The sequence below is a fragment of the Paraburkholderia sp. SARCC-3016 genome, assembly GCF_031119615.1.
Taxonomy (GTDB): Bacteria; Pseudomonadota; Gammaproteobacteria; order Burkholderiales; family Burkholderiaceae; genus Paraburkholderia.
The window spans coordinates 55,407-67,959 of the sequence record NZ_JAVHZD010000017.1 but is presented as its reverse complement, the minus strand read 5'-3'; the positions used below and the strand labels follow the sequence as shown (position 1 = coordinate 67,959).

Sequence of the window (12,553 nt, the reverse complement as noted above, 5' to 3'; positions counted from 1 at the left end):
TGCTTTCGTTTACGGGCGGAATCGGCGGCGTGCGTACTAGTGGGCGAACACGAACCAGCCTGTGCTCGTCGTCGACATACGGCGCGGACGACGGCTCGGGCTGCTCGTTGCGCGCGCTGCCGCATTGAATCCGCGCACGACGTTGAGTCCGCCGGCGATGCCCGCGACGCGCAATGGCGTCGGACGGCGCGAGAGCAGCGTGCGCAGCGAAAAACGACGCGATGTGCGCTGCATTTTCAGCGTCGAGAAGAATGTGCGAAACCACATGCGGACGCCATCGACAGGGCGAGCGTCGCGCCACTGTTCGGCGAGCGCGCGCGTGCGCGCCGAATGATGACGCAGTGCGCGCACGACGCGGCGGCGCGCGGGGCGCGCTGCGTTGAATGCGGCGCGTGTGAGTCCAGAGTTCAGCAAGGTGTGCATGGCGTGTGTTTTTCAGGCGATATGATGCGCGCAGGGCAAGTGCAGTAACCGTGCCAGCTTCGATCCGAAATTGGACCGGCCGGTGCGCTTACGAACAGGCGTGTAAGCGTGCGCGAAAAAAGGCGGTGCATGGCCTTGGCCAGTGAAAACGGCACCGGTGCCCTGCCCGTAAATGCCTGATAAGCCTGATGAATAATGAAAGACCGCGCAGAGGGCCGCGAAAGGCCGTGCGCGCAAGAAAGAGCGGATGGTCGCAATCGACATGGATGCAGGCTACACGCGATCGATGACGCGAGGAAGTCGGGTTTTTACCCTTGCAGTCATCGTTTGTACGATGCGAAAGCGGCGGTTGGTACGGCGTGCTGCATATCGATGGCGTCCCTTACGTCCGTCAGGTTCCGCGTCGGGTTCGAACGATGTGCATTGTTGCATCCGCAGCGTGCGGCGTGCCCTCATCCGATACTGCCCCATGTGATCGGCCGCGTTTTACAATCGTGATTTAGCAGTCGAACGCCATCGGAAATGTCCATGTCCGTCCATTCGAAGAAGGAACAGGTAGAACTGCTGCGCGAGCAGGGCTTCGTCATCGTTCCGGGTTTGATGTCGCCCGCGCGCTGCGGCGAACTGAAGCAGGTCGCGCAACAGCAACTGAACGAAGCGGCCGCGCCGCTCGAGTTCGAAGCAGACTTGCGCTATCCGGGCGCGCCCGATTCGAAGCATGCGCCCGGTGGGCATACGGTGCGGCGCCTGCTCGATGCCTACGCGCGTCATGCGCTGTTTCGCGAAGCGGCCACATCGTCCGACATTCGCAGCTGGATGGAGCTGTACTTCGGCGAGGAGCCGCGCCTTTCGCGTGCACACCACAACTGCATGATGACCAAGCACCCCGCGTACGGCAGCCTGACAGGGTGGCATCGCGACGTGCGCTACTGGTCCTTCGAGCGCGACGATCTCGTTTCCGTATGGTTTGCGCTCGGACGCGAGACCGTCGATAACGGCGCGCTGTGGTTAGTGCCGGGCTCGCATACGGCGGCGCTCACGTCCGGGCGTTTCGACGACGCAAAATTCTTCCGCTCGGACTTGCCGGAAAACCAGGCGTTGATTCAAACCGCGGTGTCGCCGGAGTTGAATGTCGGCGACGTCGTCTTTTTTCACTGCAACACGCTGCATTCGGCCGGCAAGAATCTGACGAACGACGTGAAATTCTCGCTCGTGTTCACGTATCACGGCGCGAGCAATGTGCCGCTGCCGGGTTCGCGTTCTGCGTCGAAGCCCGAGGTTGCGTTTTGAACGTGCGATTTGAGACGTTGCGTTCTCTTGACGTTGCGATTTGACGCGACGTTTCAAAGCGGCATTCGGACGCGACGGCGAGCATGCGGTTCGCGCGGCCTAGCGTCTGCCGCCGAGCGTCAGTCCGATCAATCCGGCAATCGTCGCAATCGCGCCCCCGGCGAGCAGATAGATGGTCTTGTTCGTCGGCGCGCCAGTGAACACGCGCGATACGTCGTTGCTGAACGAGTGAAACGACTGTCCGCCGAAGTACAGCAGCAGAACGCCGCCGACGAGCAATGCAATCGAAACCGCCTTCGTCATTTCCCAATCCTCCCTGAGGTGTATCTGACGGGCGCCTGCGTGTAAGGCGCGGCGACGCGTCCAGATCGGCGCCCGTGGTCCAATGGACGCGCTATTTTGCCCGATCCCGCAGTCTGGGCCATCGCAGGATGCCCGTGCAGCGTACCGGCCGATTGGCTACCATAACGTATTCGTCGTACGAACCTTCGTACGAATACCTGTAGCGCGTCGCAAATGCGATGCCGCGTTCTCTTTCCAGCAGTTTCCCCCGCGGTTTCCATCGAGAACCAAGGATTCGAGCCATGGCTTACGAAGCAGCTTCAGCACGTTATTCCGACATGCAGTACCGCGTTTGCGGCAAGACCGGCCTCAAGCTACCGGCGCTGTCGCTCGGTCTGTGGCACAACTTCGGCGACACGACGCCGCTCTCCACGCAACGTGAAATTCTGCGCACGGCGTTCGACCTGGGCATCACGCACTTCGACCTCGCGAACAACTATGGGCCGCCGTACGGTAGCGCCGAAACCAACTTCGGCCGCCTCTTCAAGGAAGACTTCAAGCCGTATCGCGACGAGCTGCTGATCTCGTCGAAGGCCGGCTACGACATGTGGCCGGGTCCCTACGGCCAGGGCGGCGGTTCGCGCAAATACGTGCTCGCGAGTCTCGATCAGAGCCTCAAGCGCATGGGCCTCGACTACGTCGACATCTTCTACTCGCATCGCTTCGACCCGGATACGCCGCTGGAAGAAACGGCCGGCGCGCTTGCGACCGCCGTGCAACAGGGCAAGGCGCTTTATATCGGCATCTCGTCGTATTCGGCAGGGAAGACGCGCGAGATGGTCGCGCTGCTGCGCGAATACAAGGTGCCGCTCCTGATTCACCAACCGGCGTACAACATGCTGAACCGCTGGATCGAACATGAATTGCTCGATGCGCTCGAAGAAGCGGGCGCCGGCACGATCGCGTTCACGCCGCTCGCGCAAGGACTGCTAACCGGCAAGTATCTGAACGGCGTCCCGGCGGATGCGCGCATGAACAAGGCCGGTGGCGATTCGTTCACGCAGCAGCATCTGAGCGCGCAAAACATCGAGCACGTACGCAAGCTCAACGACATCGCGCAGCGCCGCGGTCAGAGCCTCGCGCAGATGGCGCTTGCGTGGGCGCTGCGCGATCCGCGCGTGACGTCGGTGCTGATCGGGGCCAGCAAGCCCGAGCAGGTGCGCGAAAACGTCGGCGCGCTGCGCAATCTGTCGTTCACGAAAGATGAACTGGCGGAAATCGATCGCCATGCGACCGAAGGCGGGGTCAATCTGTGGGAGAAGCCGTCGACGGATCAGCAAGTCTGAGCGATACCCTGTCGCAAGACCCGTCGATCGCATCATCGAAGCCGCCGTCATGCATTGCGATGCACGGCGGCTTTTTTTCGATTGCTGTGGACCGCGAACGTTTGCTGCGCTACACGAGCGCGGGCAGTCCCTCGACGAGCGCCACCGCGAACACAACGCCTAGCAGTGCGCCCATCACGCGTAGCGAGTTGCGCTTCAGCGCGCTGTTGCACGGCAGGGCGCTAAGAAAAAGCGCGCCGGCCAGCGCCATCGGAATCACCAGGATGAAGTCGCTGATGGTGAAGTAGCCCATGTTCGTCTCCTTCTCTATTACTTGTGTCGAGCGGCCGCGCGGTCGTTCTGGTTCTCATGATGCGGCTGCGACGCTCGATTTGAGTATAGGTGACGATGCGGATGCCGAAGCTGGCGTTTTCGCACTGAAGGCATCGTGGCGTCACGGTCCGAGCCCCACAGCACGGGGCTTTCCGCGATTTCCGGCGGTTGTAGGCAACTTTTGAAAAATGGGTTGCTTGCTTACGCAGACCTTTCCGGATATGCGTATCGCAGACCGCCGGCCCAACGCTTAGGCCAACTGGCTTTACGCCGCGCCGGCACGCTCGCGCCGTTGCAGCCATGTTGCACCTGCGATGCCGATCAGCAGCAGCGCCGCAACGAGTCCGGCGACGCCGTTCCATGCGTGCGCGGTCCAGACACGCCCGCCGTACGAGCCGATGATGCTCGATCCGCGCCACGATGATGCGCAAGTCTCAGGCCGCGGCGCGGCACGAAATGGCGCGACCGCGGCAGAAGCGAGCGGAATGCGAGCATCGACAGCATGCCGAGCACGCCGCTCGTGCCGATCGACACGCGCCACGAGAACAGGTCCGCAACGATGCCGGTAATCACGCGCCCGGCCATGTCACGCCGTGAGCGATGCCGTCATCAGCTTGTGACGGTTCCACCCTTCGGAGACGAAGCCCGCTGCGAAAATCGCGAATGCGAGCGCGGCCGTGCAAAGCGATAGCGACAGACTGCTCTGCGCGGGGCTCACGCCGTAGCTCGCCGAAAACGCCGGCAGCAGCGGTTGCACGCAATAGAGCAGGGAAAACGTGGCGTAGCCGGCGAACAGCAACGCGAGGCTGGCTCGCCCGTAAGCGCGTGTGCCGCGTTCGAGGAACGGAATCTCGGATGTGGCAGCGGATGCGGTCGATGATGCAGACGAAGAAGGAACAGCCGAAGCTGCGCCCCGCTTGCATTCCGGCAGTACGGTCACGAACGGGATCTCCCTCAAATCCGGCTGGAGGAAAACGATACGCCGAGTCAGCCGCTAACGATACTGACCGCGGCTAACCGCGCGGCGCTTGCACCGCGCTCGCCGGTTTGTCGTCGCCTTCCGGAGGATGAACGATCTGGTCGCCGGTCGGCAGTTGCGAAACATCCCAGCCGCCGCCAAGCGCCTTGATCAGCGCAACGCTCGCGGCCATCCGGCGGCGCGCGATCGACACCGCCTGCACTTCGTTGTTCAATGCCGTGGTCTGCGCGACGACGACGTCGAGATACGTGATTGCGCCGTTCTTGTACCGGTCGTTCAGGATGGCGAGCGAGCGCTCGGCGGCGGACACCGCTTCATCCTGCGCCTTCGCCTCATGTTCGAGCACGCGCAGCGCGGCGAGGTTGTCTTCGACCTGGCCGAATGCGTCCAGCACCGTTTGCCGATACTGCGCGACGCTTTCGTCGTAGTTCGCCTGCGCCTGTTCCTTCTGCGCCGAGCGTCCGCCGAAGTCGAGCAGCGTGCCCGCGAGCGACGGTCCGAGCGACCAGAAACGGCTCGGCGCGAGCAGCCACTGGCTGTAGTTGGTCGCTTCGAGGCCGCCCGTCACGGACAGGATCAGATCCGGGAAGAACGCCGCTGTCGCGACGCCGATCTGCGCATTCGTATTGACCATTTGCCGCTCGGCCGACGCGATATCGGGGCGTCGCTCGAGCAGCGCCGACGGCACGCCGGCCGGCGCGACGACCGCCACCGCGTTCAGCGGGATGACCGGCAGCGAGAAGCCCGCGGGCGGCTGGCCCGTGAGGATCGCGATCGCGTGTTCGAGTTGCGCGCGCTGCACGCCGAGATCGATCTGCTGCGCCTCGGTCGTGCGCAATTGCGTTTGTGCCTGCGCAACATCGGCATCGGTTGCGATACCGCCGTTGAGCCGGTTCTGCGTGAGCTCGACAGCATCCTTGTATGCGCGAATCGTATCGTCGAGCAGTTGCTGTTCGCGATCGATGCCGCGCAGTTCGAAGTAATCGGTGGCGAGTTCGGCCTGCATCGACAGCAGCACGCTTTGCTCGTCGGCGGCGCTGGCCTGCGCGTTGGCCTTCGCGCCCTCGACGGTCCGCGATATGCGGCCCCACAGGTCGGGCTCCCACGACGCGTCCGCACCGATCGAATAGTCGCTCAGCGTCCTGCCCGCGGCCGAGCGGAATTCGATGTTGCGCGACGAGCGCGCGCGCGAGTAGCTGCCCGAGTACGCGATGAGCGGGAAGAACTGCGAGCGGAACTGCGCAACGGCCGCGCGCGCCGAACGGAAGCGCGCTTCGGCTGCCTTCACGTTCTGGTTTGCCGTCGCGACCTGCTCTTCGAGCGCATTCAGTGCGGGATCCTGATATACCTCCCACCACGCACCGCGCAATGCCGCGTCGGCGGGTTGCGCGGTCTTCCAGCCCGTGCCTTCGAGTTCCTTGTAGGTCGCGGGCGTCGGCGCGGCGGGGCGCACGTAGTCGGGCCCGACCGTGCACGCGGCGAGGAGCGCCGTCGCGGTCGCTGCCGCAATCACGGAATGCGCTGTGGCAAGCGTGCGCCGGCGCGTACGAGGGTAATCACGCATCGGCGCTACCCTGCCGCCGCTTGCGCGTTCGCGGCGCCGCTTGCCGCGCTCGCGCCGCTGGCGGGCTGCGCCGCATCCGCCTTCGTTTGCACGATGCGTACCGGCGCGCCATCGACGATCGAATCCTGCGGATTCAGAATGACCCGTTCACTGCCCGTAAGGCCCGACGCAATCGCGACGCGCGTGCCGTAGTCGGTGCCGAGCTGCACCTTGATCAGCTTCACGCGTTGCTGGTTGTCGACGGTCGCGACGTTCACGCCGTTCGGACGGAATAGCAGCGCGTTGCCGGGCAGCGTGTACGGCGCGCCTTGCGCGCTCAGCGCAAAATGCACTTGCGCATAGGCGCCCGGCAGCAGCGCGCCGTTGCGATTGTCGACTGCGACTTCCACGAGCATCGTGCGCTGCGTCGGATCGACGGCGCCCGACGTGCGTGCAACGGTGCCCGGATAGTGCTTGCCCGGCGTTTCGGTCAGCGTCAGATAAGCGGCTTCGTTCGCGTGAATCTGCTGCGAGTACGCTTGCGGCACATTCACGTAGACGCGCAGCCGGTCCGCCTGCGCGACGTGGAACAGTTCCTTCGCGGGGCCGCCCGAGCTGCCCGCATCGATCAGCGCGCCGACGTCCACATTGCGCGCCGTCACGATGCCGTCGAACGGCGCATAGACCTTCTGGAACGACTGCGTCTTTTCGAGCCGCGCGACGTTGAAACGCGCTGCATCGAGCGTGCCCTTCTTCGCGAGCATGTCGCCGACCTTCTCGTCGGTTTCCTGCTTCGATACCGACTTGTTCTTCAGCATGTCGGTCCAGCGGTCGGCGGTCGTTTTCGCGAGCTCGTAATTCGCCAGGGCATTGGTCACGTCGGCGCGCGCCGCACGTAGCTGGTCGTCCACTTCCGGCGTATCGATTTCGGCGAGCAGCTGTCCGGCCTTCACATGACTGCCAATATCGGCGTACCACTTCTTCAGGTAGCCGTTCGTGCGCGCGTAGATCGGCGTATCGAGGTAAGCCTGCACGTTGCCGGGCAGCACGAGGTCGAGCGCGGCATTCGACTTTTGCGGATGCACGACCTCGACGCTGAGCTGTGCCGTGTGCGCGGCCTCGCGCTCGAGCGTCGCATGCGCTTCGCGGCGCGACCAGATGCCCTGCGCCGCCAGCGCCAGCACGACGACGACCGCGAGCACGGCAATCCAGCGTCCGCGCTTCGTGGCTGCCGCGGGCGGGGCGCCGCGGTTGACCGCGGATTCATCAAGTGGCTTCCCTTCCATCAACGCTCCATATCGAACGACCTCGCGCTCAACGCGCTTCCTGTCACTGCGGCCTCTGCACGACATGTTCGGCGGCTCTATGCCGCCGGTCGGCAAGCCGCCGGTAAATCATCGAGAACAGCACCGGCACGAATACGAGCGTGGCGAGCGTGCCGATCGTGAGGCCGCCGATCACCGCGCGACCGAGCGGCGCGTTCTGTTCGCCGCCTTCGCCGAGGCCGATCGCCATCGGCACCATGCCGATCACCATCGCCAGCGCCGTCATCAGCACCGGGCGGAAACGCGTGAAGCCCGCTTCGATCGCTGCGCGCACCGGGTCGCCGTGCTCGAGCAACTGTTCGCGCGCGAAGCTGACCACGAGAATCGAGTTCGCGGTCGCAATGCCGATACACATGATCGCGCCCGTCAGCGCTGGAATCGACAGCGTCGTATGCGTGAGGAACAGTATCCAGACGATGCCGGCGAGCGCACCGGGCAGCGCGGTGATGATGATGAACGGATCGAGCCATGACTGGAAGTTCACGACAATCAACAGGTATACGAGCACGATCGCAAAGATCAGGCCGGCGAGCAGGCCGCTGAACGAGTCGTTCATCGTCTGCACCTGGCCGCGCACCTTGACCGTCGATGTCTGCGGCAGATCGGCCTTCGATTCCTCGATGATCCTGTTGATGTCGTCGGAAACGGCGCCGAGATCGCGGCCGTCGGCCGTACCGTAGATATCGATCGTGGTTTGCGCGTTGTAGTGCGTGAGCACCGCGTTGCCGGCTTCGCGGTGCATCGTCGAGAGCGCGCCGAGAATGTTCGTATGGCCGTTCGCATTGAGCGGAATATTGGCGAGCGACTGCAGCGAGTCCATCGTGTACTGCGGCGCTTCGGTGATCACGTTGTAGCTCACGCCGTTGCGCGGATTGAGCCAGAACGTCGGCGTCGTCTGCTGGCTGCCCGACAGCGTGATCAGCAGGTTGCACGCGACGTCGCTTTGCGTGAAGCCCGCCTGCTGCGCGCGCGTGCGGTCGACGTCGATAAAGATACGCGGCAGGTCCGCCGGCTGCTGGATGCGCGCATCGGCGAGTCCCGGCACGCTGCGCAGCCTGCTCAGCAGCTTGGCCGCGTAGACGCGGTTCGCCTGCACGTTGCGCCCGACCACTTGAATGTCGATTGGCGACGGCATGCCGAAGTTCAGCGTCTGACTCACGATATCGGCGGGCAGGAACGAGAACTGAACGCCGGGGAATTCGTCCGTGAGCGCGCGCCGCAGTGTGCGCACATAGTCGGCCGTCGGATGATGGTCTTCGTTGAGCGTGATCAGAACGTCCGCATCCGAGGTGCCGATCGTGCCGGTGTTGCTGTACGACAGGTTGATACCCGATACCGGCAGGCCGATGTTGTCGATGATCGAATGCAGTTCGCCCGGTGGAATCAGCTGGCGAATCCTCGAATCGACGCGATCGGTGATGACCGCGGTTTCCTCGACGCGCGTGCCCGTTTTCGCGCGCAGATGCAGTGCGATCGTGCCCGCGTCGACCGTCGGGAAAAAGTCGCGTCCGAGAAACGGGATCAACAGCAGCGACAGCAGGCAGCAGACGAGAAACCCGGCCGAGAACAGGCCGGGTTTGGCCACGCGCGCGACGAGGAAGCGGCGATAGCGCTCGCGCAGGCCCGCAAAGCCGCGTTCGAACGCGTAGTGCACGCGCATGAACGGATTGCGCGTTTGCGTGTGATGCGAACTGCCTGCCTGATGGTGATGGCGCAGCAGATATTTCGCGAGCGTCGGGACAAGCGTACGCGAGAAGAAATACGACGCGAGCATCGCGAACACGACTGCTTCGGCGAGCGGAATGAACAGATAGTGCGCGACGCCGGAAAGCAGGAACATCGGCACGAACACGATACAGATCGACAGCGTCGACACGAGCGTCGGCACGGCAATCTGGTGTGCGCCGTCGAGAATCGCCTGTTCGAGATTCTTGCCCTGCTCGAGCTGATGGCTGATGTTTTCGATCGCGACCGTCGCATCGTCGACCAGTATGCCGACCGCGAGCGCGAGGCCGCCGAGCGTCATGATGTTGATCGTCTCGCCGAGCGCCGATAACGCGATGATCGACGTAATCATCGAAAGCGGAATCGACACCGCGATGATCAGCGTGGCGCGCCAGTTGCCGAGAAAGAGCAGGATCATGAGGCCCGTCAGGCAGGCGGCGATCAGCGCTTCGCGCAGCACGCCCTGCACGGAGGCGCGCACGAACAGCGACTGGTCTGCGACGGGATCGATTTTCAGCGACGCGGGCACGAGATTGCGCAGCGTCGGCATCATGTTCTCGATGTCGTTGACGATCTCGAGCGTCGACGTATTGCCGCTCTTGTTGATGGTGAGCAGCGATGCGCGCTGGCCGTTGACGCGCACGATGTTGGTCTGCGGCTGGAAGCCGTCGCGCACGTGCGCGACGTCGCGAATATAGATCGTGCCGTTCGCGGTGGTCTTGACCGGAATGTTGTTCAGGCCTGCAAGCGAATCGGGGCTCGCGTTCATTTCCACCGCATATTCGGTCGAGCCGATTTTCGCGGTGCCGGTCGGCACGATCAGGTTTTGCGCGGTGATCGCGTTCACCACGTCGGTCGGCGACAGATTGCGCTCCTGCAGCTTGCGCGTATCGATGTCGATCATGATCTGGCGCTGCTTGCCGCCATACGGCAGCGGCACCGATGCGCCGGGCACCGTCGCGAGCTGCGTCTTCAGGAAGTTATTACCGAAGTCGTACAGTTCCTGTTCGGTCAGCGACGGCGACGACAGCGCGAGCCGCAGGATCGGCACCGTCGATGCGTTGTAGCGCAGGATGAACGGCGGCGTGATGCTGGGCGGCAGCGAGCGCAATTGCGATTGCGAGAGCGCGGTGACCTGCGCGAGCGCTTCCTGAATGTTCGCGTGCGGCTGGAAAAAAATCTTGACCACCGCTACGCCGTACAGCGAAGTCGATTCGATGTGCTCGATATCGTTGACCGCCGTCGACAGGCCGCGCTCGTAGTTGAGCACGACGCGTTTTTCCATCTCGTCGGCCGGCAAACCCTGGAAGGTCCAGATGACCGACAGCACCGGAATATCGATGTTCGGGAAGATATCTGTCGGAGTGCGCAGGATCGTAAGCGGCCCGACGATCAGCAGCAGCAGGGCCAAAACGACAAACGTGTATGGGCGCCGCAGCGCGAGGCGAACAATCCACATGTACGGTGCGGTCCGGTGAGGGCCGAAGGGGGACGGCGCCGCCGAAGCAGCGGGCGTGTGCGCATGCGTGACGAGCGAAACCCGACCGAAACCCGATCGAAACCAGAATGGTGAGTGTCGCGCGCGACAGGAATATAACGCGTATCGTAGTCTACATGTCCAATTTGGAGGGTTCGTCGCCGAACGGTTTATGATGGGCTGTTTACTGCACGTTACAGTTAGCGTTTCGTAAGTCAAATCGACAGAAGCAACGTTACATGTGCCGCTTTTGCCGCTATCGCGGCGGCACTCGATGTGGTAACAATGGCGTGGTAGTCATGCGTGTGTCGCTGCCTTTAACAATCGGTGCGCGCGCAACTTTTTCTGTCGAAGCGACGTTTTTCAATCGTCACATTGACCGGCGCAATCCTCCCAAGCCGGCAGACGCAGAACGGGGAAATATCATGCAAGTCGGTTCTATTGTCCGATCCGTTCATATCGCTGTGCCCGCGGGCGCACGCGGGATCGTCATGCGCATTCTGGGCGACATGGCCATGGTGGCGTGGTACGCGGGTGAGCCCGGCACGACGCAGCAGCTCAATACGGAACCCTTTTTCCTTGAAGATCTGATCGACACGGGCGAACTCGTGCGTCCGGCAGGCGCACCGCTGCACTGAATCCACGGCGCGGTTTTTTTGCGGAACTCCGGCGCGTCCCGGTGCGCCCCGGTGCATCTTCGCGTTTCTCATGCCTGCATGCTGCACCGCAAACGCTCGTCTTTGACGGCGGCACGGCGCACAATGCCGGCATGAACGAAGACACTGAGGACATCGGGGACGGCGCCGCCGTCCCCTTCGCCCGGCTCACGCCGGAACGCGTGCTCGACGCGATCGACAGCGTACTGGCAGGCGCCGGCGCGCGTACCGACGGACGCATGCTGCCGCTCAACAGCTACGAGAACCGCGTCTATCAGATCGGCGTCGAAGACGGTGCGCCTATCGTCGCGAAGTTCTATCGGCCGCAGCGCTGGTCCGATGCGGCGATTCTCGAAGAACATGCGTTCGTTGCCGAACTCGCCGCGCGCGAAATTCCCGCAGTGCCGGCGCGCGCATTCGAAGGCCGCACGCTGCATGCGTTCGAAGGCTTCCGGTTCGCGCTGTTCGAGCGGCGTGGCGGCCGTGCGCCCGAACTCGAGCAGCGCGACACGCTGGAATGGCTCGGGCGCTTTATCGGGCGCATTCACGCCGTCGGCCGAACGCAACGCTACACGGAGCGGCCGACGCTCGACATCGGCACGTTCGGCTACGAGCCGCGCGATTTTCTTTTGGCGCAAGGCTTCGTGCCCGGCGACGTGCGCGAGGCGTGGCTCACGGTCGTGAATCTCGCGCTCGAAGGCGTCGAACGCGCGTTCGAGCGCGCGGGCGACATCGCAGCGTTGCGCATGCACGGCGACTGCCATCCGAGCAACGTGCTGTGGACCGATCGAGGCCCGCATTTCGTCGATTTCGACGACAGTCGCATGGGGCCCGCGGTGCAGGATTTGTGGCTGCTGTTGCCAGGCGAACGCGGCGATGCTTCGCGCGCATTGACGGATCTGCTGGCCGGTTACGAGGACTTCTGCGAATTCGAGCCGCGCGAGCTGCACCTGATCGAGGCGCTTCGCACGCTGCGGCTCATTCACTATTCGGCATGGCTCGCGCGTCGCTGGGACGACCCTGCGTTTCCGGTCGCGTTTCCATGGTTCAACACGCAGCGTTATTGGGAAGATCGCATTCTCGAGTTGCGTGAACAGATCGGCGCGATGCAGGAAGGTCCGCTGTGGCCCGTTTGATGGTGGTTCGAGCGCGTGGACCCCGGTGATCGATGGATTTGCTTGACGCGTCTATTGGG

Annotated in this window: 10 protein-coding genes and 1 pseudogene; 4 read left to right on the top strand and 7 right to left on the bottom strand. The window is 63.4% G+C overall.

Annotated elements, in window-relative coordinates; genetic code table 11:
* Positions 1-36: 36 nt before the first annotated feature.
* Positions 37-423 (bottom strand): hypothetical protein, encoded by a 387-nt coding sequence (locus QYH69_RS18270; protein ID WP_308833239.1) that lies wholly within the window; start codon positions 421-423, stop codon positions 37-39.
* Positions 424-951: 528 nt separating this feature from the next.
* Between QYH69_RS18270 and QYH69_RS18265 the strand changes: the two genes are divergently transcribed.
* Positions 952-1,713: a phytanoyl-CoA dioxygenase family protein gene (locus QYH69_RS18265; RefSeq protein WP_075155497.1), complete on the top strand. Its 762-nt coding sequence runs from the start codon at positions 952-954 to the stop codon at positions 1,711-1,713.
* Between the two features lie 99 nt (positions 1,714-1,812).
* Here QYH69_RS18265 and QYH69_RS18260 read toward each other — a convergent pair whose 3' ends face one another.
* Positions 1,813-2,016 (bottom strand): DUF3185 family protein, encoded by a 204-nt coding sequence (locus tag QYH69_RS18260; RefSeq protein WP_075158510.1) that lies wholly within the window; start codon positions 2,014-2,016, stop codon positions 1,813-1,815.
* A gap of 281 nt (positions 2,017-2,297) precedes the next feature.
* Here QYH69_RS18260 and mgrA point away from each other — a divergent pair, with 281 nt between their 5' ends.
* Complete coding sequence (gene mgrA / locus QYH69_RS18255; RefSeq protein ID WP_308833238.1) at positions 2,298-3,341, top strand: L-glyceraldehyde 3-phosphate reductase; 1,044 nt, start codon at positions 2,298-2,300, stop codon at positions 3,339-3,341.
* A gap of 109 nt (positions 3,342-3,450) precedes the next feature.
* On the opposite strand, the gene QYH69_RS18250 is transcribed toward mgrA, so the two are convergent.
* From QYH69_RS18250 to QYH69_RS18230, 5 genes and pseudogenes are all read right to left on the bottom strand, one after another.
* Positions 3,451-3,633, bottom strand: a complete 183-nt coding sequence (locus QYH69_RS18250) for a hypothetical protein (protein WP_075155499.1) — start codon at positions 3,631-3,633, stop codon at positions 3,451-3,453.
* Between the two features lie 431 nt (positions 3,634-4,064).
* Positions 4,065-4,593: pseudogene (locus QYH69_RS18245) on the bottom strand (MFS transporter); the annotation flags it as partial.
* Positions 4,594-4,666: 73 nt separating this feature from the next.
* Positions 4,667-6,196 (bottom strand): efflux transporter outer membrane subunit, encoded by a 1,530-nt coding sequence (locus QYH69_RS18240; protein WP_308833237.1) that lies wholly within the window; start codon positions 6,194-6,196, stop codon positions 4,667-4,669.
* Between the two features lie 5 nt (positions 6,197-6,201).
* Positions 6,202-7,461, bottom strand: a complete 1,260-nt coding sequence (locus tag QYH69_RS18235; RefSeq protein ID WP_308833236.1) for an efflux RND transporter periplasmic adaptor subunit — start codon at positions 7,459-7,461, stop codon at positions 6,202-6,204.
* Between the two features lie 43 nt (positions 7,462-7,504).
* The gene (locus QYH69_RS18230; RefSeq protein ID WP_308833235.1) at positions 7,505-10,684 is read right to left on the bottom strand and encodes an efflux RND transporter permease subunit; all 3,180 of its coding nucleotides are present in this window, start codon (positions 10,682-10,684) and stop codon (positions 7,505-7,507) included.
* Positions 10,685-11,127: 443 nt separating this feature from the next.
* Between QYH69_RS18230 and QYH69_RS18225 the strand changes: the two genes are divergently transcribed.
* Both QYH69_RS18225 and QYH69_RS18220 read left to right on the top strand, forming a co-directional pair.
* Positions 11,128-11,340 (top strand): hypothetical protein, encoded by a 213-nt coding sequence (locus QYH69_RS18225; RefSeq protein WP_075158512.1) that lies wholly within the window; start codon positions 11,128-11,130, stop codon positions 11,338-11,340.
* Positions 11,341-11,471: 131 nt separating this feature from the next.
* Positions 11,472-12,494: a serine/threonine protein kinase gene (locus QYH69_RS18220; protein WP_308833234.1), complete on the top strand. Its 1,023-nt coding sequence runs from the start codon at positions 11,472-11,474 to the stop codon at positions 12,492-12,494.
* Positions 12,495-12,553: the final 59 nt, after the last annotated feature.